Raw genomic sequence first — 20,852 nt, forward strand, 5'->3', positions numbered from 1 at the left:
TTCACCCTAACGTTCGCTTTCTTCCATTCCTGAAAATTCAATAAACTATGAATCTTACTGAACTCAAACAGAATTCCATGCCCGAGTTGCTCGAAATTGCGCAAGAAATGGGCCTCGATAATCTTGCACGCTCGCGCAAGCAAGACGTTATCTTCACCATACTCAAGCGCCACGCCAAAGGCGGAGAAGACATCTACGGCGATGGCGTACTGGAAATTCTGCAGGACGGTTTTGGTTTCCTCCGTTCTGCCGATGCTTCCTACCTGGCGGGTCCTGACGACATTTATGTGTCACCCAGCCAGATTCGTCGTTTTAATCTGCGCACTGGCGACACCATTTCAGGGAAAATTCGCCCGCCCAAAGACGGCGAGCGCTATTTTGCGCTGTTGAAGGTCAGCGAGATCAACTTCGACAAGCCTGATAACGCTCGTAACAAGATCTTGTTTGAGAACCTGACCCCGTTATTCCCAGACGAGCGCATGCATCTGGAAGCCGGTAACGGCAGCACGGAGGACTTGTCTTCTCGGGTATTGGATCTGGTCGCGCCTATTGGTAAGGGTCAGCGTGGTTTGATTGTGTCGCCGCCCAAGGCCGGTAAAACCCTGCTGATGCAGAGTATTGCCCAGTCGATCACCCGTAACCATCCGGAATGTCACATTATTGTGCTGCTGATTGATGAGCGCCCGGAAGAAGTAACGGAGATGCAGCGCACCGTGCGCGGCGAAGTGATTGCTTCAACCTTTGACGAGCCGCCAGCCCGCCACGTACAAGTGGCAGAAATGGTTATCGAAAAAGCTAAACGCTTGGTCGAGCACAAAAAAGACGTGGTCATCCTGTTGGATTCCATCACCCGTCTGGCTCGGGCCTACAACACCGTGATCCCGTCCTCTGGCAAAGTACTGACCGGTGGTGTTGACGCCCACGCCTTGGAAAAGCCCAAGCGCTTTTTCGGCGCTGCGCGTAATGTTGAAGAAGGCGGCAGCCTGACCATTGTCGCCACCGCTTTGGTGAACACCGGTTCCAAAATGGACGAAGTGATTTACGAAGAATTCAAAGGTACCGGCAACATGGAGATCCACCTGGATCGCAAGATTGCCGAAAAGCGTACCTATCCGGCTATCAACATCCGCAGCTCCGGCACCCGCCGCGAAGACCTGCTGATGAGCGAAGCCGACATCCAGAAAGTGTGGATACTGCGCAAGCTGCTGCACTCTATGGACGACGATACTGCAGCCATCGAGTTTTTGTTGGATAAGCTCAAAGACACCAAGACGAACGACGAGTTCTTCCAGTCTATGAAGCGCCGCTAAGATTCCTGGCGCATTTTTTGGGGTGTTGCGCCGTGCCGGAGGAAAGTTTCCCCCGGTAGGGCTCCCAGAATGCGGTCTCTCATCCTGCTAGAGCTCCGAGTTACATTGTCTGAACGATTAACCAGAACCAATCTCCCAGAACTCACGTACATGACCGGAACTAACCGGAGCAACGCATGAAGTACAACGACCTGCGAGATTTTATTAGCCAGCTGGAAAAGTTGGGCGAACTCAAACGCATTTCAGTCGAAGTAGACCCCCACCTGGAAATAACTGAAATCTGCGACCGCACACTGCGTGCTGGCGGACCGGCCTTGCTGTTTGAGAATCCTAAAGGGTATGACATGCCGGTGCTGGCCAACCTGTTTGGCACCACTAGGCGAGTTGCTTTGGGTATGGGGCAAGAGAACGTTACCGCGCTGCGCGACATTGGCAAACTACTGGCGTTTTTGAAAGAGCCTGATCCCCCCAAGGGTTTTAGAGACGCCATCGAAAAACTGCCGCTGTTCCGCCAGGTTATGCGCATGAGCCCTAAAGTTTTGCGCTCTGCACCCTGCCAGGATGTGGTGATCGAGAAAGACAAAGTCGACCTCTACCAGATACCCGTGCAGCACTGCTGGCCGGGGGATGCTGGCCCGCTGGTTACCTGGCCGCTGGTGATTACCCGTGGTCCCCATAAAGAACGCCAGAATCTGGGTATTTATCGGCAGCAGGTGATCGGACGCAATCGCTTGATTATGCGCTGGCTTAGCCACCGTGGTGGTGCGTTGGATTTTCGCGACTGGCAGAAAGCGAATCCCGGCCAGCCGTATCCGGTGGCTGTCGCTCTTGGTGCGGACCCCGCAACGATTCTGGGAGCAGTGACGCCGGTTCCGGACTCGCTGTCCGAATACGCCTTTGCAGGTTTGCTTCGTGGCAGCCGTACCGAGTTGGTGAAGGCCGGGTTAAGCGATCTGCAGGTGCCAGCAAGCGCTGAAATTGTGTTGGAAGGGTTTATTTACCCCGACGATATGGCGCCGGAAGGCCCGTTTGGTGACCATACCGGTTATTACAACGAGGTTGGCCGGTTTCCGGTGTTCACCGTCGAGCGTATGACCCATCGTAAAGACCCGATTTACCACAGTACCTACACCGGCCGGCCGCCCGATGAGCCGGCGATTCTGGGTGTGGCACTGAACGAAGTGTTCATCCCGATTCTGCAAAAGCAATTTCCCGAAATTGTTGATTTCTATCTGCCTCCAGAGGGCTGTTCATACCGCCTGGCAATCGTGACGATGAAAAAGCAATACCCGGGACACGCTAAACGGGTGATGATGGGTGTATGGTCGTTTCTGCGTCAGTTTATGTACACAAAGTTTGTTATCGTGACTGACGACGACATCAATGCCCGCAACTGGGAAGACGTTATCTGGGCCATGACCACCCGTATGGACCCGGCACGCGACACCATGATGGTGGAAAACACCCCCATCGACTATTTGGACTTTGCCTCACCGGTATCGGGTTTGGGCTCGAAAATGGGCATGGATGCGACTAATAAGTGGCCTGGTGAAACCGACCGCGAGTGGGGTGAGCCCATTGCCATGACTTCCGAGGTGAAACAGCGGGTGGACGAACTGTGGGATAGCTTGGGAATTACCTTGCCGGCGAATTCCGGGGTTAAAACCGTGTCCGGCCGCCCCGACTGATATGGCGGACAGTTACCGGGTTCGGTTACAGCCTTGTGGGTTGGAGTATTGGGTCAGTGCCGGTGACGATCTGCTGAGCGCCGCAGCTGCTGCAGGTATTGCAGTGCCTATGGCTTGCTGCAACGGTGTGTGCGAGATTTGTGAAGCGCGCATGCTGGCCGGCACGGCTGTAAACACGAGAAATCAAAATACACTAGCTGTTGCCAGCCGCCTGATGCTGTGTCGTACTCGGGCCCTGGCTGATTTGGAACTGGAGATAACGTCTGTGATCGCTGCTGGAAAAAATCCGCCGCGGAAAGTCCTTGCTAAAGTGCTGGACGCCCGCCCACTCAATCACGATATTTTTCGGATTGAACTGCAACTACCGCGGCGCCGCGAGCTGTCGTTCCATGCTGGCCAGTACTTGGCAATTCATCTGGATAACGCCGGCCCTGCGTATTTTTCCATTGCCAGCAGTCCGCAGCAGGCCAATATAGAATTGAACATTCAGGCTTCGCCGGGTTGGGCGTCGGGGCAGATTATTGTAAACGCACTGCAAGTGGGCGCCGAGGTGATGGTGGAATTGCCCCATGGTAAAGCCTGTTTGGCGGTGATACCCAAAAAGCCACTGCTATTAATCGCAGCAGGCACCGGGTTTGCGCAAATGAAAAGCCTGATAGAGTACTTGCGCAGCACCGATTACAACCAGCCGGTGGTGTTGTTCTGGGGCGTGCGTCAACGACAGGACTTGTATTTACAAAGCCTGGCCGAGCAATGGGCCAAAGACTGGCCGCTATTCCGCTTTGTGCCGGTTGTGGGTGATAACGAAGACAACGAATGGTCTGGGCACCATGGCCAACTGGCACATGCTGTGTTGAGCGCAGACATCGATTTGAGCAATGTGGAAGTACATGCCAGTGGCTCACCCACCATGGTGTACACCCTGATGGACGCCTTGAAAGATGCCGGATTGCCAGCGGACGTGTTCTTTTCAGATGTGTTGGAATACGCGCCGCGGCCATAGCCGCAGCGCGCACTCAGCCCCAGCCGTCAGGCTTTTGGCATAGGCAGGTGGGGCAAGCCGTTATCATTTTCCAGACTCTGCATCAGTAGATTTATGCTGGCGGTGTCGTGTCCCATGTGAGCGTTCAAGCGGCTCAGCTCGGCCAAGGTTTCACGCTTGCGCTGCAGTTTCAGGCTGGTTTCAAAGTATTCTCGTGCCTTCCCCCACAGCTCATTGCGCAAGCTTAACCGACCCAAAGCCAACATCAGTTCGGCGTTATTGGGTCGGTCTTTCAGCCATTGCTCAGCCAGTAGTAGCTGCTCGTCAGGCGCCTGGCTTTCTACTCGGCCGTAAAGATTAATCAGTTCGTCGCTCCAGTGATTGCGCAGCACTTTGCGCAGCAGTGTCTCGGCCTGCGCTTCATCCCCCAGACCAGCCAGAAGGCTGGTGTAATTGAAGATTGTGCGTTCGTCACGGCGCATAGAACTGGGTAACTGATCCCACAGATCAGTGAGTGGATCCAGGCTGGCGGCGGGACTATTGGCTTGCTCCTTACGGCACTTGCTGGCGGCTTGTTCCAACAGGTTGTGCCAGGTCTGGCGCTCAAGATTGTCCAATTCAGCTGGAACAAGAATGTTGTACTTGCGCAATTCCGCTAGCAATTTGGAAAGCTCACGCCAGTCTTCCAAACGCAAATAAGCGGTTTTCAGCAGTTTGAGTACAAACGGATGATGAGGCGACTGCTTGCGCAGGCGCAACAATGTGGCCAAGGCCTGTTCCACCCGATTGCCCGCCAGCTGCAGCTGGGCCTGGGTAATGCCAACGGCCATATCAGACCCCGGCGTGCTCTCAAACGCTTTGCGCAGCAGTTTGTCTACGGCTTCATTGTCACCGCATTCAAACGAGGCCTGTGCCGCTGCCAGATAGTTGATCAGCGGCGTGTCAGCATTGCTTGCCGATGAGGTCAGCATCTTTTTTGCTCGCGGCCAGTTGCCTTCGGCTAGCGCTAAAAGCCCTTGAGTGGTGCGGCGGCGCGCACGCCGCTCTTTGCCACGGGCTATCCAACCCGACATCACGCTGGTGCCGTTGCGTAAACGCCGCACCAAGCCAATCAGCATAACTGTCAGTACCACTATTACCACCAGCAGTGCCAGACCTACCCAGAAGTTGGTTTCGACCAGATAATTGCCAAAGCTGACTCTAATGTAGCCCAAGTCATATTGCAGGCCGAACGCCAGCCCGGTTCCCAGCAGCAGTGCCAGCACAATAATGGCCAGAAAACTTATCATGTGTTGCCTCCGTTGCCGGCGGCCCCATTGACTGGCGCATCGCCATCTTGGTCATCGCTGTTTGCAGGGGCATCCTGATCGCCGTTATTGTTAACGCCGCGGCCGGAAACACGTTGTTTTAGCAGTCCCAAAGAGCGACTGATATCGGGTAGTTCAGGGTCTACATTATGGCTGGCGAGCTCACCCAAAGTGTCTGCCATAGCGCCAACACGGGCGTTATCGGCGTTATACCACTCCTGCACCGTGGCACGGGCTTTTTCCAGGGATTTCTGGTACAGCGCCTGGTTGCCGCGCAGCACCGCCAGTTCGGCTTCTTCCAGCATCAGCTGCAGATTGAGACGAGCGTAGGCGGATTGATCTGGCGACAACAAGGGCTTTACTTGCTCGTCCAGCCGCCTTACAACAACAACCTGTTTGAGTGTGCGGGTAAATGACTGCCAGGCGCGAGCCGCCACGCTGGGCTTGCCCGCGTCGACGTCGGAGGCATCGGCCGAAAGCATGAAGCCAGGCGCGTTTTCATAAATCAGCGCTTGGTTGGTAAGCTGATGAATACTGTCTATAACGGCTTCCAATTGTAGGTAAAGGCCGGTTCTATCCACCGCGACGATGCTCTTTAATGCCAGCATTTCTCGAGCTAATTGTTGGCGCACCGGATACACGCCGATATCATCCGACTCGGCCAATACGTCATCTGCAGCCTGCAGCGCAGAAGCCGCCCCTTTTATGTCTTTCTCCATCAGCAAGCGTTGGTTGGCTACCCGCAAAAGATACTCGGCTTCGGCCAACAACCAGTCAGTGCGGGTTCGATTGCCGGCTTCCAGCAGGGTGGTAGCGTTGTGGTCTATCTGCCGCTGCTGGGTGGCAATCAGTTCCCGCTGTGCCGCCATCGCGTCGGTCAGCGACTGTAGGCGCTGAGCCTGCTGGCTGCCACGTTCACCGTAGCGTGAATCAAGCTGGGCGGTTTCTTGTTGCAGGTCTTTAAGGGCTTGCTGACTGGCCTGATTGTTATTCCACTGCTGCCAGTTCCAAAGCACCAGTAACAGCACCAGAACCAAAGCAATTATGCTGATCAGCCACAGCGGCCAGGTATGCGGGCGCTCCGGCTGCTGTTGCTGGGCTATGGGGGCAGGGAGTTGTTTCTGTGTGTTGGTCACGGGCATCCTTACTTCGCTTTTACAGGGCCACCGTCTGGCCAGTGAGTCGTTCTGTCACACTGGCCACTATGTTGTTGTCTGTCAGGCCTGCTGGAACATGTGGGTGAATGAAGCCGGCTGTCTGAGCCTGCTCGGCCACCCGCTCCACGGGCACAATCAATAGTTTTCGGTACAGATTATGGTCGTTCTTGTCACACAGCGCGACGAGATTTTTCAGGGTTCCACCGGACAAGGTAATCACAGCGTCCGGGTTAAAGCCATCTAGAGCATGCGCCAGTTGTGCCGCGGAATACTGTGGACAAAAGCGTTGGTACAAGGGTATCACAGTTATTTGAGCGCCCCGCTGGCTCAGCGTGGTCCGCAATAAGTCGCGACCTTCGCCGCCGCGGGCCAGCAGAACTCGCTGGTTTTTCAGGTTTTGTAGTGGCGGCAATGCCAGCAAGGCTTCGCTGGTCCAGCCTTGAGCGGGCCTGCGAGCGGTAATTCCGCAGCGTGACAGTTCCGCTGCCGTGCCGGCGCCCACGCCATACCAGTGAATGCCTACGGGCAGTTGCGGCCACCAGGCATCAACCTGTTCCAGCAGTTGGCGCGCAGCGTAAGGGCTTACCGCCACAATATGCTGAAACAGGTCCAGGTTTTGAATGTGGGCCTGGTGTTCTGCGCTCAGTGCCAGCGGCGCGCGGTCAATCAGCGGCAAGCACTCGGCCTGTGCCCCGGCTGCCTGAAAGGCGATCGCCAGGCGATCAGCCTCTGGCTGCGGGCGGCAGATAAGAATGCGCCGCCCGGCAAGGGGCAGTAGCGCAGACTCAGGTCGGCGTGTAGCCATAGACTTCAGCCAGTACTTTGTCAGCGCCTTGTGCTAGCAAGTCCTCGGCTAATTCGCGGCCCAAGCGTTCCCCCTCGCTGCGGTGTACGCGGCCTTCGGCGCGGAAAATAAGGCTGCCGTCCACCGCGCCAACCAGGCCGCGTAACCACAACATGTCGTTGTCTTCCAGCAGCGCATAGGCCGCAATGGGTACCTGGCAGCCACCGTTAAGGCGAGTATTCAGTGCGCGCTCAGCTTTGACCCTATCTGCACTGTCGGTGTGATTCAACGGCTCCAGCATGGCCCGCAGTTCCTGATCGTCAAGCCGGCATTCTATGCCTAAAGCCCCTTGGCCCACAGCTGGCAGGCTTAGCGTGTCTGGCATGCAGCTGCGAATGCGGGCTTCGAAACCCAGTCGCTTCAGGCCCGAGCTGGCCAATATGATGGCGTCGTAATTGCCGGCGTCGAGCTTTGCCAGGCGGGTGTTTACATTGCCCCGTAGCATGCGAATTTGCAGGTCCGGGCGGTTTGCCCGCAATTGAGATTCGCGGCGTAGACTGGATGTGCCCACTACCGCGTTCTGCGGCAGGTCATCCAGGCTGCTGAAATGGTTGCTGACAAAGGCGTCAGTGGGGTCGTCACGCTCGCATATGGCCACCAGTCCCAATCCTTCGGGGAAGGCCATGGGTACATCTTTCATGGAATGCACGGCCAGGTCGGCGCGGCCGTCGAGCATGGCTTCTTCCAGCTCTTTGACGAACAGGCCTTTGCCGCCCACCTTGGCCAGTGGCACGTCCAGAATCTTGTCACCCAAGGTTTTAATCTTGACCAGTTCCACTGTGACATTGCTGTGCAATCGTTCCAGCTCGGCTTTGATAAATTCGGCCTGCCACAACGCCAGTGCGCTGCTGCGGGTTGCAATGCGAAGATTTCTTGCGGACATGGTGCTCACTGTCGGTTCGGTAAATGTGTATTAAGGGTACCTTGTCGCCCAAAAAAAGTCTCGCCAGGGTCGGTCAGGTTGCTTGCTAGCGTAGGCTAGACTGCATCGCTAATGCAGATCAGGGTTTTCGCTAGTGTTTTCCAGATCGATAGTCCTGCAGCCATTGGCGTAGTTCGCTAGCGTGGCGGCGGCTAACCGGCAGTTCGCCAAGGCCATCACGCAGAATCAGAGTCGCCTGGCCACTGACGTTGCGGTGCAGCGCCTGAATAAATCGTGTGCCTACCAAGGTATTACGGTGGACCCTCAAAAGGTGGTCACCGTAATGTTGCTCAAGCCCTTTAAGGGTGTAGTCGGACAATACGTTACCCTGTAAGTGGTGAAGGGTGACGTATTTTTGGTCAGCCTGGCAGTAAATTAAGGAAGCCAAGTCGATCAGTTCGGTGCCTCGATACGTGCGCACCGCCAGTTCGGCAGCGGCGGGGGCAGTGCCGGCCAGTGGCTGCTGTTGCAGGCGGTTGGTTTTTGCAGCCTGTTGCAGCGCCTTGGCCAGGGCGTCTTTGCGTATCGGCTTCATCAGGTAAGCAGAAGCGTTTACCTCAAACGCCTGCAGCGCATAATGGTCGTAGGCGGTGCAGAAAATGACCGCGGGCGGGCGCTCAAGCTGGCTCAGGTGGGCGGCCACGTCCATACCGTCGGCGCCGGGCATGCGAATGTCCAGCAATACAATGTCCGGCTCCAGTTCTGCAACGGCTTGCAGTGTTCTGTCGCCGTCGGCCGCTTCACCGCAAACGCTGTACCCGGGAAGTCCTTCGACCAGTCTCCGCAGGCGGTCGCGGGCCAGGGGTTCGTCGTCGGCAATCAGAATTCTCTGGCTGGTCATGGGCTTTTTGTGGCGCTTCTTTTCATAATGTCTCTCGCTTCGCTTTTGTTAATGATGTGTGTCGTTGGGCTCCCTGGCGGTCTACTTGCTGCGCGGGCAGGCGTAAGGTCACGGTGTAAATGTCGCCCTGATGGCTGTGTTTGAGCACCGCGCGGTCGCCGAATAACGCCTGGATACGGGCCTGAATATTGTCCAGCGCCATGCGGTTGCCGTGGTGGCCGCTGTGGCCGGGTTCGGGTTTCGGATTCTGCACGAGCAAGTATACAAAATCGCCGCTGGCCTGCGCTTCTACCCGCACAATGCCGCCTTGGGCTCGGGGTTGAATGCCGTGGTAAATGGCGTTCTCAACCAGCGGTTGCAGGGTCAGGGGCGGAATAGCCTGGTTTTGTAAGCCGTCAGCGATATGCCACTGCAGTTGAAGGCGATCCCCCAGGCGCAGGGCCTCGATGTCCAGATAGTGTTGGCACAGTTCCAGTTCTCGCTGCAGGGGGATCAGCTGTTCGCTGGTGCTCAGGCTGGCGCGGAAAAGCTCTGACAGGTCCAGCACCGCGTCTTCCGCCCGCTGGGGGTCGCTGGCGATAAGGCTGGCGATGGTATTCATACTGTTGAATAAAAAGTGGGGCTGAATCCGGCTCTGCAGCGAGCTTAAACGTGCTTGCAGTTCGGCTTCCTGTTGTTGTTGCCATTGGTGCTGAAGATAAAAGTAGCGAAGTACTATTAAAGTGGTCAGCATCGCCAGCAGCATTTTTTTGGCAATGTTATGCCATTGAGGCGCGCCGGGCCCCGGATTTAGCACTCGGTCGGCAAATAGGCTAAAAGCGAAGACATCCGCCAGTACCAGAACAACAATGACAAACGTTGCGCTGGCCACAGACAGTTGCGCCAGGCGCGGGCGCAGCGGGCAGATCATGGCGACACTGGTGAGCAAGGTCCACTGCACAAACAACGACAGCAAACCAAAATACCCCCAGTCAATCCAGTCGTGCTGAGCCTGCACCATCGCCAGTGCCAGCACCACCAGTTCGCTGGTAACGAGTAACATGAACAAGGCCCGCACCCGGCACAGGTCTGGCACAAAAAATCGCGAATCCACGGCGGTCTCGCTGTTACTGAGTGTCTGCTTTAACCGGGTCAGAATGTTATACTCCCGCTACTGATTATTGACCCATTTTGGCCCTGTGACCTCGGGCTACCAGCAGGAACTATAGATGATGATGGATAACAAATCGCCGGAGCAGGCCTCAAACTCGGAAAAACCTTGGGGTGGACGCTTCACCGAGCCTACCGACGCCTTTGTCGAGCGCTTTACTGCCTCTGTCGGTTTTGATCAGCGCCTTTATCATCACGACATCACCGGCTCCATTGCCCATGCCACGATGTTGGCAGCGGTGGGCGTTCTGACCAACAAAGAGCGCGACACCATTCTGGAAGGGCTGAAGGCGGTGAAAGCAGACATCGAAGCCGGGACGTTTCAGTGGTCGGTCAGTCTGGAAGACGTGCACATGAACATCGAAGCGCGTCTGACCGATCGCATCGGCGTTACCGGTAAAAAGTTACACACCGGCCGCAGCCGTAACGACCAAGTGGCCACCGATATCCGGCTTTATTTGCGTGACGAGATTGACGTGATTGCCGAGGAACTCAAACGATTGCAGGCCGGGCTGCTGAACTTGGCTGAACGCGAAGCCGACACCATCATGCCGGGCTTTACCCACCTGCAAACTGCGCAGCCGGTGACTTTTGGCCATCATTTGTTGGCCTGGTACGAAATGTTGGTGCGCGACGGCGAACGCCTGCAGGATTGTCGTAAGCGGGTGAACGTCATGCCCCTGGGCGCTGCGGCGCTGGCCGGCACCACGTATCCTATTGACCGGGCGATGACCGCCAAACTGCTAGGTTTTGACCGTGCCTCGGAAAACTCGCTGGATTCGGTCAGCGACCGTGATTTTGCCATTGAATTCTGCAGCTTTGCCGCGCTGCTGATGACCCACTTGTCGCGTTTTAGTGAAGAGCTGGTGCTGTGGACTTGCGCGCAGTTCGATTTCATTGATTTGCCAGACCGTTTCTGTACTGGCTCGTCTATTATGCCGCAGAAGAAAAATCCGGACGTGCCAGAACTGGTTCGGGGCAAGACAGGTCGGGTGAATGGCCACCTGATCAGTCTGCTTACGTTAATGAAAGGCCAGCCGCTGGCCTATAACAAAGACAACCAGGAAGACAAAGAGCCGCTGTTTGACACCGTAGATACCGTAAAAGGTTGCCTGAGAGCCTACGCCGACATGGTGCCGGCGATTACCGCCAAAGCTGATAATATGCGGGTAGCAGCCAAGCGGGGCTTCTCCACAGCGACGGATCTGGCCGATTATCTGGTCAAAAAAGGCATGCCGTTCCGCGATGCCCACGAAGTGGTGGGCAGGTCCGTGGCCTTTGGCGTAGAGCAGAAGCGCGATTTGTCAGATATGACACTGGCGGAGCTACAGTCTTTTTCGGGTATTATCAGTGAAGACGTATTTGACGTGCTGACTCTTGAGGGCTCGGTGCAGGCTCGTGACCACCTTGGCGGCACCGCGCCGACGCAAGTTAGGGCAGCCGTTAAGCGTGCCCGTAACGCACTTAGACAGGGTTGAGGTAATGGGTCTGAAATTCCCCGCGGTTGTTAAAGTCGCAGTGCTGTTAAGCCTTTTGTTGGTGGTTGGGCTTTCAGGCTGCGGTCAGAAAGGCGATCTCTACCGCGAAGCGCCTAGCAAGGAACCCTTAGCAAAAAGCGCGGAGCCGACGCCCGTACCCATATCAGAAACGTCGGGTCAGGCCCGTTAATTCAGGAATTTTTATGGATTATTTCATTTACAAGAACGATGAGCTCTGGGTCGAAGATGTGCCGCTGGCGCGCATTGCAGAGCAGCACGGCACGCCGGCTTATGTCTATTCCCGAGCGACCCTCGAACGCCATTACCGCGCCTACGACAACGCCCTGCAGAACCACCCGCACTTGGTGTGTTATGCGGTAAAAGCCAATAGCAATCTGGCGGTATTGGACGTGCTGGCCCGCCTGGGTGCGGGTTTTGATATCGTATCTGCCGGTGAGCTGGAACGGGTGATCCGAGCCGGTGGTAACCCGGCCAAAGTGGTTTTTTCCGGCGTTGGCAAACAGCCCTGGGAAATGCGGCGCGCGCTGGAAGTGGGTGTGCGTTGTTTTAACGTAGAGTCTGATATCGAGCTGGACCGCTTGAACGCCATTGCCGGTGAGCTGGGCGTGAAAGCGCCGGTGTCGCTGCGGGTAAACCCCGACGTTGACGCGGGCACTCATCCTTATATTTCTACCGGTCTGAAAGAAAACAAATTCGGTATCGATATTGAAGTCGCGCCGGCGGTATATGCCCGTGCTGCTAGCCTGCCTAACCTCGACGTGCGTGGTGTGGATTGCCACATTGGCTCACAGCTGACCACGTTGGCGCCATTTCTGGACGCTCTGGATCGGGTTCTGGCACTGGTAGACAACCTGGCAGATCAGGGGGTCGAGATAAAGCACCTGGATTTGGGCGGTGGCCTAGGCGTTACCTATAACGATGAAACACCGCCCCAGCCCGGCGAATATGTGGAAGCGATTCTTGCGCGCCTGGGCGACCGCAAATTGGAGCTGATTCTGGAACCTGGGCGTTCGATCGCCGCCAACGCCGGCGTGCTGCTGACCCGTGTCGAATTTCTGAAGTGTACAGAGCACCGTAACTTCGCGATTATTGACGCCGCCATGAACGACCTGATTCGCCCCGCGCTCTATGGCGCATGGCAGGCCATTGTGCCAGTGGCTCCACATAGTAAGGGCGACGAAAAAGCCTGGGATCTGGTGGGCCCTGTGTGCGAAACCGGTGATTTTCTGGGTAAAGATCGCCAGCTTAGCTTGAGCGCCGGTGACCTGCTCGCGGTACGTTCAGCCGGGGCTTATGGCTTTGTTATGAGTTCCAACTACAACACCCGTAATCGCCCGCCTGAATTGATGGTCGATGGCGATCAGGTGCATGTGGTTCGCCGCCGCGAAACCCTGGAAGAACAATTGGCTCCCGAGAGTAGCCTGCCGTTATGAGCGGCGACGGTGAGCTCTTGGCCAACGTTGACGGCCCAGCCTCTCGGAGCGGCGCTGGCGGCGCCTTTGTCGGTAGCCCGAGCGCCGCTCTTGGTGGCGTTCTGCGTTTTACGAAAATGCACGGCCTGGGTAATGATTTTATGGTGGTTGACGCCATCAGCCAGACGTTTCGCCTGCGCCCGGAAATGATTCGCGAGCTGGCCGATCGCCATTTTGGCATCGGTTTTGATCAGCTGCTGGTGGTGGAGCCACCAGGGCTTCCGGATGTGGATTTCCGCTATCGGATTTTCAACGCTGACGGCTCGGAAGTGGAGCAATGTGGTAATGGAGCCCGTTGTTTTGCCCGTTTTGTGCGCGATCAGCGCCTGACCAACAAAAAAGTGATGCGGGTGCAAACAGCTGGCGGCATTATTGAATTGCGGATGGGGAAAGACGGGTTGGTGAAAGTAAATATGGGCGTGCCACGCCTTGAACCCGACACCGTACCGTTCAGCGCTGACGAATTTGCACCGGTTTACAACGTAGACGTAAATGGCCAGACCATAGAGTTGTCGGCGGTGTCTATGGGCAACCCCCACGGCGTCCTGCTGACTGCCGACGTCGACAACGCTCCGGTGGCAACGCTGGGGCCGCTGTTAGAGAAGCATTGGCGCTTTCCTGCCAAAGCGAATATTGGGTTTATGCAGATTGTAGATCGCGGCCATATTCGCTTACGCGTGTTTGAACGCGGTTGTGGTGAAACTCTGGCTTGCGGCACTGGCGCTTGCGCTGCGGTTGTTGCAGGATGTTTGAGGGGTTTGCTCGATCCGCGGGTAGAAGTAGAACTTCTCGGAGGCCGGCTGATTATCGAATGGCAGGGGCAGGGAGCCGCTGTTATGATGGATGGACCCGTTGCAAATGTTTTTGAGGGCCAGCTGCGACTGCCCCCAGAGCCCGGCATTCGCCGCCGTAAACCCGCCAGAACCGGCAGGCAACGATCCTGACACCAGGAGCACACGATGACAGATTCAGCGGCCCGCCAAGAGGCCGGCGTTCCAAATGCAGAGCAAGTCGCGCAATACCTGCGTGATAACCCTGATTTTTTTGTTGGACAGAGCGACCTGCTGCGCGACCTGACTTTACCTCACGATAGCGGGCGGGCCATTTCGTTGGTTGAGCGCCAAGTTCATCTTTTTCGCGAGCAGCGAGACACCCTGCGTCATGAGCTGGCTGAGTTGGTGGGCATCGCGCGCCAGAACGACCAGCTGTTCCAAAAAAGCAAGCGCTTGCTGATGCAGATTATCGAAGCCAAAAATCTGAACGACATGGCGGCTGTGATTGATGACAGTATTTGCGGTGACTTTGGTCTGGACGCGGCCAGTGTGATTCTATTTACCGATGGCCCTCTACCGCAGGCGGCTCAAGGCTCTCTGCATGTGGTGTCGCCGGCGGTAGCGCACAAACGGCTGGGTAATTTGCTGGACGGCGGCCGCGCAGTGTGCGGACAGTTCCGCGAAAGCGAACGCGCTTTTTTGTTCCCTGATCGCGACGAGCCTGTTGCTTCAGTGGCTTTGGTGCCGCTGCGAAACCACGAACTTGTTGGTGTGTTTGCCATTGGCAGCTGTATGCCGGGTTATTTTGACCAGAGCATGGGTTCGCTGTTTTTAAGTTATATTAGTGACACTTTAAGCCGGTTACTACCGCCCATGGTGCAGCGCCACTTGGTAGCATTGCCGCTAACCGACATCGCCGAGTCTCGTTGACCGATGCACTCGGCCGGTAACAAGCCGCGACACACTGGCCTGTTTCAGGGTGTTGACGGCTTCATTCGCCATCTGGCCTCTGAAAAACGCCTGTCACCGCTCACTTGCGAGCATTATCAGCGAGATCTGCTGCGCCTGCAGCGTTGGCTTCAAGAGTGCTGTCAACAGCAACCGATTGATCAATCTCAAGAGCCCTCGGAAGCCCGCTGGCAAAATTTTAGCAGCCACGACATCCGCCGTTACGTTGCTCACTTAAGCCGTGTGGGCCTGAACGGCCGCAGCATTGCCCGCCACCTTTCAGCGATACGCCGTTTTTACCATTACTTGTTGCGTGAAGGTCTGGCAGAAAATAGCCCGGCGGAGGGTATTCGCGCACCAAAAAGCGGGCGGCGGTTGCCTGTCGTTGCCGATGTAGACCAGCTGACGCACCTGTTGGATGCCCAGGCGGACGATCCGCTGGAACTGAGAGATGTATGCATTTTTGAATTACTGTATTCTGCAGGCGTAAGGCTGGCAGAAGTCGCCGCTTTGGATTTGGGCACTGTAGATTTGGCAGCCGCTCAGGTAAAAGTGACTGGCAAGGCCAATAAACAGCGCGTTTTGCCCATTGGGCGACCTGCCCTGGCGGCGCTTCAGGCTTGGTTAGCGGTGCGGCCGGAGCTCGCCGGTTCCGGGCAACAGGCACTATTCGTCAGCCGCCGCGGCGACCGCCTTAGTCATCGAAGTATTCAGGTGCGGCTGGCTCGTTGGGGCTTGGTAAAAGGCGCCGATCAGAAACTGCACCCGCACATGCTGCGGCACTCATTTGCCAGCCACTTATTGGAATCCAGTGGCGATCTGCGGGCGGTCCAGGAGTTGCTGGGCCATGCGGACATTGCGACCACTCAGGTCTATACCCATTTAAACTTTCAACACCTTGCCAGCGTGTATGACCAGAGTCATCCAAGAGCAAAACGGCGACGAATCAATCATGAATAAGTCGATTAGCACACGGCCGTGTGGCGCGCAGGAGGTTCCATGAGCCCAGAGTTGTCTTGGAAAGACCAATATCTACGGGAGTTGGATGCTGCCGAACACCGTGAGCAACAATGGCAACAGCACCGCACGTTGCTTGAGCGGATGTTGGTGCGGACCAGCTTGGGTCTGAAGGGACAGTCTGGCGAGCTTGACCAACTATTGGATAATGTTCGTGACCAAGTGCGTAGCCCCGCTATTGACGTTGAGCACTGGGAGTTGTTGCAAACAAAGATTGATTGCCAGATGGTGCTTCTTGAACAAGCGGAAGTTGCTTCACAAGGTTCTGGTGCAAGCCCTGCTGCAGGTTCTATGGACCTGGGCCGGGACGGCGACCGCGACCGCCTGCGTATTGCCCGCCGTGTTGGCCAGTTAGTGGAACAAATCGTCAGCGATATACCGATAAGTGCAGACGCGGAAAAAAAGGCCCGCGCTCTGCAGCAGATTCTGCTTTATAGCGAAGACTGGAGCGTGTTGCGCAAATGTCTGCGCGATGTGGCTGAATTGGTGATGATGGCCATTAAGCAATGCCGCGCCCAGTTTGACGAATTTATTCAACAGCTTGACGATCGCCTGGCCGTGCTGCGCCAGAGCTTTGTAGCGCATACGTCCGCGCAAAGCGGCCGGCTGAGTGCTTCAGAGGCGTTGGGCCAAGATTTGCAGGGCGGGCTAAAGCGCCTGAGCCAGCACATTCAAAGCAGTAACAACCTCTATCAGTTGAAACATTCTGTGACGGGTCACCTGGACGACATAGCCCAGTCAGTAGTCCAGTTTCGCAAACGCGAAAGTGACCGTGAAAAAGCCCTGGCGACTCAGTTGGAAGCTCTGCAGCAGAAAATCGTCACCATGGAAACCGAGTCTGAGCTGATGCGCGAACAGGTTCTTAAAGAGCGCCGTCGCGCCAATACCGATATGCTCACCCAGCTCCCCAACCGTGACTCCTGGCACGACCGCCTGCAACTTGAGGTCGAGCGGTGGCAGCGTTATAAAGGTGAAATGACAATTGCAATAGTTGATATCGACCTCTTCAAGCGCATTAACGACTCTTATGGCCATAAAGCGGGCGATAGGGTGTTGCAGCTGCTGGCGCGGGAGTTGAAAAAAGGACTGCGCTCGACAGATTTTATCGCCCGTATTGGCGGCGAGGAATTTGTGGTATTGCTACCGGAAACCACCGGTATCCAGGCCAAACAAGTGATAGACGGCTTACGCGCCAGTGTCGCAAAATTGCCGTTTCATTGTGGCAATCAGCCGGTTACCATTACTTTTTCGGCAGGGATTGCGAGCATCAGAAGTGGCGATGACGAAGACACTCTGTTCGAACGCGCCGACCGCACGCTTTATATCGCCAAGAATGCCGGCCGCAACCAGGTTAAGATCAGCACGGACTAAGTGGGCCAAGTCCGCTGTTATCGCGTTCAGCTCAATCAAACCTTTGAGGAACCTCAGTGAAGGCTGCGCATGTTCTGATTTTGTGTTGGCTGTTAAGCGGGCTTCATACTCCGCTGCACGCCGAACCGGCGAACATGCTGGGTGCTCCGGTTGAAGTCGGAGCCCAGCCTGCCAGCGCCAGCCCGTTTGACGACCCTGAGCTTGCCGCTAAGCCGCCCTTGGGCCTGACGCCGGAAAGCGCCGACCGGCTTTGGTTGGCCGAACACGAGCGGGTTACCGTGTCGGTTAAGGCGGAGCAGGTGCCGCTGGTGTTTAATACCGGGAGCGGTTCCCTAGCGGGCATTTATATCGATTACCTGGCCAAACTGTCGATAAAGTTGGGTGTGCCGGTAGAGCCGCGGCCGCCGGGCAGTGACGTGGATGCCGCACTGGTGACCCGTTTCAGCGATGCGCCGCCAGCCACCGATTTCGTCCATACCCAGCCTTTGATGTCGTTAACCTACGGCTTGTTCGCCCGCGCCGGTGACGGCATTATTCGCAGCCTGGCAGACTTGGAAAACAGCCGAGTGGCGGTGATTAGCAACGATGTGAATCAATACCCGCTGCTAGACCCCGTGGAGAACTTTGAGCCAGTTATGGTGGCCGACGTTGCCGAGGCGGTGAATGTGGTGCTGTCAGGGCAGGCGGTTGGGTTTTTGGGGCCAGTGCCGGTGGTATCGGATTATCTGCAATCGGCGCGGGTGAATGGCATTAGCCTGGCTGTTCTGCCAGACCAGAAAACCATTGATGTTGTGCTGCGGTTACCCGCGAGCGAAGCTGAATCACCCCTGTTGCGACTGCTCAACGATGCCATAGCCCGCATTGACCTCAACGAGCATCGCCAAGTGCTGGAAGCCTGGCTGACCACCGAAGTACCGCCCCAGGAAAAGCCCGGCAATGACCTGTCAGCGCGGGATTTGGCCTGGCTCAAGGGCAACTCCAGTTTGGTCGTAGCGTATCGCACAGACTGGCCGCCATTCGAGTTTCAGCAGGATGGAAAGCCCGCTGGCCTGGTGCCGGATTTGATGTCGCGGCTGGAAACCAAGCTGGGCGTGCGCTTTCAGAATACCGCGCCGATTGGCCGGTTGCAGGCTGAAGACCAGCTCAAAACCGGCGAGGTGGATATTTTACCGGGCATCTCACGCACCCCCCGCACAGAACAGGATTTTCTGTTTACCCGGCCCTACCTGACCGTACCTATTGCTCTGGCGATCCGCGACGACGGTCGTTTTATCGGCGATTTGCGTGAACTACGCCAGGAAAAAGTGGGGGTGGTGAATCGCCATGCCGCTCATGATTATCTGTTGATCAATCATCCGAATCTGAATATCTATCCGATGACCAGCGTGGAAGAGGGCTTGCTGGCACTGTCGAACGGCGATCTGGACGTGATGGTAACGCACATTCCGGCGGTCAGTTACACCGTGACCCGCCTGGGGTTAACCAACCTGCGCATTACCAGCGTGACGCCCTATGAGTACGAATTGCGATTGGCGGTGCGCAAAGACAATCCAGATTTGCAGCGCATTCTCAACAAGGCGTTGAGCAGCATGGAAAGCGTGGAAACCGAATCCATTTATAATCGCTGGATTCACCTGGATATCGAACAGGCGACCGATTACACCGTGGTGCGCCGGGTGGTTCTGCTGGCGGTGGTGGTGGTGCTGATATTCTTGTACTGGAATCGCAAACTGTCGCGGGAAGTGGACGAGCGAATCCGCTCGGAAAACGCACTGCGGCGCAGTGAAGATGAGCTGCGGGCGGCTAAGCTCGAAGCTGAGCGGTTGGCGCGGGAAGCGGAAGCCGCTAGTCTGACAAAAAGTGAATTTCTGGCCAACATGTCCCATGAGATTCGCACCCCGATGAACGCGGTGATCGGCTACAGCGATTTGTTGAGCAATACGGTAACAGACCCACAGCAGCGCAATTATTTGGACGCCATTCGCGCCGGTAGCCGTGCATTGCTGATGCTGATCAACGACATTCTGGACTTGTCTCGAATTGAAGCGGGCAAAATGCGGCTGGATTATGCGCCGGTGTCTATGCGCAGAATGCTCGGCGATGTGTTGCACATTTTCGACCTGCGTGCCCGCGACCAAGGCGTTACCCTAGAGGTCAGCGTGGGTAAAAAGATGCCGGCAGCGCTGATGCTGGACGAAACACGCCTGCGCCAGGTGCTTTTCAACCTGGCGGGTAACGCTATAAAATTTACCCACGAGGGTGGGGTAACGGTACGCGCCAAGGCCAGCCCCTTGCCAAAGCAGAGCTATCCGCCGGGCACCAAACCCGGAGAACCAGAGCACCCGCGTTACCGGCTGGAAATTACCGTCACCGACACCGGAATCGGCATCGCTACTGACCAGCAAGAGCGAATTTTTGATGCTTTCGAGCAGCAGGAAGGCCAGAACTCGCGGCGCTACGGCGGCACTGGCCTTGGGCTGGCCATCAGCCGTAAACTGGCGCTAATGATGGGCGGAGAATTGACCCTGAAAAGCACCCTTGATGAAGGTTCAGTGTTCAAGCTGATTCTTCCGGATGTGGCCTCAACCGGCGAAGAAGTCGAGGAAGAAGGCAAACCGGAAGAAGGTGAGCGCCTGCTGGCGCAGACTTTGAGTATGCACGAGCGGGGTTGGTTGCGGCAGCAGTTGGCGGAAGATTTCGGTGACGAGTGGGAAAGCGTGCGCAAAAGCGGTGATCCGGAGAAAATGCGCGATTTTGCCGAACGCCTGGTGGCCTGGGGCCAACGCTACCGTTCGCACTCGGTATCCAGCTATAGCGAAAAGCTGCTGGCAGACGTATCGGCGTTCAACCTTGACGCGGTGAATAGTTCATTAGAGTCGTTCCCGCGCTTGCTGGGCCAGGGCTAAGGACTGGGTAATTCGTCATTCTGAATCGATAGCAGAGGTAGCGGCATATGTTCCAGCTCATATTCAAGGGCGAGTGTGTTGCAGGCACTAACCCTGCTACAGCTCGCAGTAATGCGCGGCAATTATTCAAGGCCAATGATACCCAGCTTGACCGCATGTTCAGCGGCAAGCCAGTGGTTATTCGCAACCAGCTCGACCAGGACGAGGCCGAAAAATACCGCGCCTTACTGCAAAAGCACGGGATGCGGTCTTACGTTCAGGCGATGGCACCCGTGCAAGCCGGTGCGCAGGCGCAAACGGCGCGTTCAAACTCTGCACCTCAGTCAGCCGCTGCTTCTAAGCCACCGCAGCGCAAAGCCAGTAGCCCCTTCGCGGTAAATCAGGCGAGCGGCAGTGGCTTGCCCATCGCTGGCGAGCGCACCGATGCGGTGCTGGCGGGGTCTGCGTTGACTCTGGATCCGCCGGGCGTAACCCTAGCTGAGTCCGTACCGGTACAGGTTCTGAGTTTTGATCATCTCGATGCCTGGAGCCTGGCGCCGGCCGGCAGCGATATTGGCAGTAAACAAGAGTTGCCTCCGCCCATCGTGCCAGACACGTCGCACCTGGCCGTAGAGCCACTGCCGTCTGATGACGAAAGCCCGCGCTGAAATTGCCATCGGTCAGCCG

General features: G+C 56.5%; 18 protein-coding genes. 12 read left to right on the forward strand and 6 right to left on the reverse strand.

Annotated features, from left to right (window positions below; translation table 11 throughout):
* The first annotated feature begins 47 nt into the window (after positions 1-47).
* The 3 genes from rho (at position 48) to MRBBS_RS02250 (ending at position 4,001) form a co-directional block, all read left to right on the forward strand.
* Positions 48-1,310 carry a transcription termination factor Rho gene (gene rho, locus MRBBS_RS02240; protein WP_014869812.1) on the forward strand — a complete coding sequence of 421 codons (1,263 nt, stop codon included), beginning with the start codon at positions 48-50 and terminating at the stop codon, positions 1,308-1,310.
* Positions 1,311-1,486: 176 nt separating this feature from the next.
* Entirely contained in the window at positions 1,487-2,998 is a 1,512-nt protein-coding gene (ubiD, locus tag MRBBS_RS02245; RefSeq protein ID WP_014869813.1) for a 4-hydroxy-3-polyprenylbenzoate decarboxylase, read from the forward strand.
* Between the two features lies 1 nt (position 2,999).
* Positions 3,000-4,001 carry a 2Fe-2S iron-sulfur cluster-binding protein gene (locus MRBBS_RS02250; protein WP_014869814.1) on the forward strand — a complete coding sequence of 334 codons (1,002 nt, stop codon included), beginning with the start codon at positions 3,000-3,002 and terminating at the stop codon, positions 3,999-4,001.
* A 26-nt stretch (positions 4,002-4,027) separates the two neighbouring features.
* On the opposite strand, the gene MRBBS_RS02255 is transcribed toward MRBBS_RS02250, so the two are convergent.
* From MRBBS_RS02255 to MRBBS_RS02280, 6 genes are all read right to left on the reverse strand, one after another.
* Positions 4,028-5,269, reverse strand: coding sequence for a heme biosynthesis HemY N-terminal domain-containing protein (locus MRBBS_RS02255; RefSeq protein WP_014869815.1), 1,242 nt, complete (start codon positions 5,267-5,269; stop codon positions 4,028-4,030).
* Entirely contained in the window at positions 5,266-6,429 is a 1,164-nt protein-coding gene (locus MRBBS_RS02260; RefSeq protein ID WP_041635034.1) for a uroporphyrinogen-III C-methyltransferase, read from the reverse strand. The genes MRBBS_RS02255 and MRBBS_RS02260 overlap by 4 nt, the downstream gene beginning before the upstream one ends.
* A gap of 13 nt (positions 6,430-6,442) precedes the next feature.
* Positions 6,443-7,249 carry a uroporphyrinogen-III synthase gene (locus MRBBS_RS02265; protein ID WP_014869817.1) on the reverse strand — a complete coding sequence of 269 codons (807 nt, stop codon included), beginning with the start codon at positions 7,247-7,249 and terminating at the stop codon, positions 6,443-6,445.
* On the reverse strand, positions 7,230-8,171 hold the full coding sequence (hemC, locus tag MRBBS_RS02270; RefSeq protein ID WP_014869818.1) for a hydroxymethylbilane synthase: 942 nt from the start codon (positions 8,169-8,171) through the stop codon (positions 7,230-7,232). Before hemC ends, MRBBS_RS02265 begins: the two co-directional genes overlap by 20 nt.
* A gap of 130 nt (positions 8,172-8,301) precedes the next feature.
* Positions 8,302-9,051, reverse strand: a complete 750-nt coding sequence (locus MRBBS_RS02275; protein WP_014869819.1) for a LytR/AlgR family response regulator transcription factor — start codon at positions 9,049-9,051, stop codon at positions 8,302-8,304.
* Between the two features lie 22 nt (positions 9,052-9,073).
* On the reverse strand, positions 9,074-10,144 hold the full coding sequence (locus MRBBS_RS02280; protein WP_014869820.1) for a sensor histidine kinase: 1,071 nt from the start codon (positions 10,142-10,144) through the stop codon (positions 9,074-9,076).
* A 115-nt stretch (positions 10,145-10,259) separates the two neighbouring features.
* On the opposite strand from MRBBS_RS02280, the gene argH reads away from it, so the two are divergent.
* The 9 genes from argH to MRBBS_RS02325 are packed head-to-tail and all read left to right on the forward strand — an operon-like array spanning position 10,260 to position 20,833.
* Complete coding sequence (gene argH, locus MRBBS_RS02285; RefSeq protein WP_014869821.1) at positions 10,260-11,678, forward strand: argininosuccinate lyase; 1,419 nt, start codon at positions 10,260-10,262, stop codon at positions 11,676-11,678.
* Between the two features lie 4 nt (positions 11,679-11,682).
* Complete coding sequence (gene lptM / locus MRBBS_RS02290) at positions 11,683-11,868, forward strand: LPS translocon maturation chaperone LptM (protein ID WP_041635035.1); 186 nt, start codon at positions 11,683-11,685, stop codon at positions 11,866-11,868.
* Positions 11,869-11,881: 13 nt separating this feature from the next.
* Complete coding sequence (gene lysA, locus MRBBS_RS02295) at positions 11,882-13,132, forward strand: diaminopimelate decarboxylase (protein ID WP_014869822.1); 1,251 nt, start codon at positions 11,882-11,884, stop codon at positions 13,130-13,132.
* Positions 13,129-14,115, forward strand: a complete 987-nt coding sequence (gene dapF / locus MRBBS_RS02300) for a diaminopimelate epimerase (RefSeq protein ID WP_014869823.1) — start codon at positions 13,129-13,131, stop codon at positions 14,113-14,115. The genes lysA and dapF overlap by 4 nt, the downstream gene beginning before the upstream one ends.
* A 15-nt stretch (positions 14,116-14,130) precedes the next feature.
* The gene (locus tag MRBBS_RS02305) at positions 14,131-14,874 is read left to right on the forward strand and encodes a DUF484 family protein (protein ID WP_014869824.1); all 744 of its coding nucleotides are present in this window, start codon (positions 14,131-14,133) and stop codon (positions 14,872-14,874) included.
* 3 nt (positions 14,875-14,877) lie between these two features.
* Positions 14,878-15,852, forward strand: a complete 975-nt coding sequence (xerC, locus tag MRBBS_RS02310; RefSeq protein WP_014869825.1) for a tyrosine recombinase XerC — start codon at positions 14,878-14,880, stop codon at positions 15,850-15,852.
* A 39-nt stretch (positions 15,853-15,891) separates the two neighbouring features.
* Entirely contained in the window at positions 15,892-17,280 is a 1,389-nt protein-coding gene (locus MRBBS_RS02315; protein WP_014869826.1) for a GGDEF domain-containing protein, read from the forward strand.
* Between the two features lie 56 nt (positions 17,281-17,336).
* Entirely contained in the window at positions 17,337-20,186 is a 2,850-nt protein-coding gene (locus tag MRBBS_RS02320) for a transporter substrate-binding domain-containing protein (RefSeq protein WP_014869827.1), read from the forward strand.
* 47 nt (positions 20,187-20,233) lie between these two features.
* Entirely contained in the window at positions 20,234-20,833 is a 600-nt protein-coding gene (locus MRBBS_RS02325) for a hypothetical protein (RefSeq protein ID WP_014869828.1), read from the forward strand.
* Positions 20,834-20,852 lie beyond the last annotated feature (19 nt).

Source organism: Marinobacter sp. BSs20148, from assembly GCF_000283275.1.
In the GTDB taxonomy this organism is placed as follows: Bacteria; Pseudomonadota; Gammaproteobacteria; order Pseudomonadales; family Oleiphilaceae; genus Marinobacter; species Marinobacter psychrophilus.

Excerpts from the sequence above, each read along its gene's own strand:
- rho (WP_014869812.1), top strand. The coding sequence starts at position 48 with ATGAATCTTACTGAACTCAAACAGAATTCCATGCCCGAGTTGCTCGAA.
- ubiD (WP_014869813.1), top strand. The coding sequence starts at position 1,487 with ATGAAGTACAACGACCTGCGAGATTTTATTAGCCAGCTGGAAAAGTTG.
- MRBBS_RS02250 (WP_014869814.1), top strand. The coding sequence starts at position 3,000 with ATGGCGGACAGTTACCGGGTTCGGTTACAGCCTTGTGGGTTGGAGTAT.
- MRBBS_RS02255 (WP_014869815.1), bottom strand. The coding sequence starts at position 5,269 with ATGATAAGTTTTCTGGCCATTATTGTGCTGGCACTGCTGCTGGGAACC.
- MRBBS_RS02260 (WP_041635034.1), bottom strand. The coding sequence starts at position 6,429 with ATGCCCGTGACCAACACACAGAAACAACTCCCTGCCCCCATAGCCCAG.
- MRBBS_RS02265 (WP_014869817.1), bottom strand. The coding sequence starts at position 7,249 with ATGGCTACACGCCGACCTGAGTCTGCGCTACTGCCCCTTGCCGGGCGG.
- hemC (WP_014869818.1), bottom strand. The coding sequence starts at position 8,171 with ATGTCCGCAAGAAATCTTCGCATTGCAACCCGCAGCAGCGCACTGGCG.
- MRBBS_RS02275 (WP_014869819.1), bottom strand. The coding sequence starts at position 9,051 with ATGACCAGCCAGAGAATTCTGATTGCCGACGACGAACCCCTGGCCCGC.
- argH (WP_014869821.1), top strand. The coding sequence starts at position 10,260 with ATGATGATGGATAACAAATCGCCGGAGCAGGCCTCAAACTCGGAAAAA.
- lptM (WP_041635035.1), top strand. The coding sequence starts at position 11,683 with ATGGGTCTGAAATTCCCCGCGGTTGTTAAAGTCGCAGTGCTGTTAAGC.
- lysA (WP_014869822.1), top strand. The coding sequence starts at position 11,882 with ATGGATTATTTCATTTACAAGAACGATGAGCTCTGGGTCGAAGATGTG.
- dapF (WP_014869823.1), top strand. The coding sequence starts at position 13,129 with ATGAGCGGCGACGGTGAGCTCTTGGCCAACGTTGACGGCCCAGCCTCT.
- MRBBS_RS02305 (WP_014869824.1), top strand. The coding sequence starts at position 14,131 with ATGACAGATTCAGCGGCCCGCCAAGAGGCCGGCGTTCCAAATGCAGAG.
- xerC (WP_014869825.1), top strand. The coding sequence starts at position 14,878 with ATGCACTCGGCCGGTAACAAGCCGCGACACACTGGCCTGTTTCAGGGT.
- MRBBS_RS02315 (WP_014869826.1), top strand. The coding sequence starts at position 15,892 with ATGAGCCCAGAGTTGTCTTGGAAAGACCAATATCTACGGGAGTTGGAT.
- MRBBS_RS02325 (WP_014869828.1), top strand. The coding sequence starts at position 20,234 with ATGTTCCAGCTCATATTCAAGGGCGAGTGTGTTGCAGGCACTAACCCT.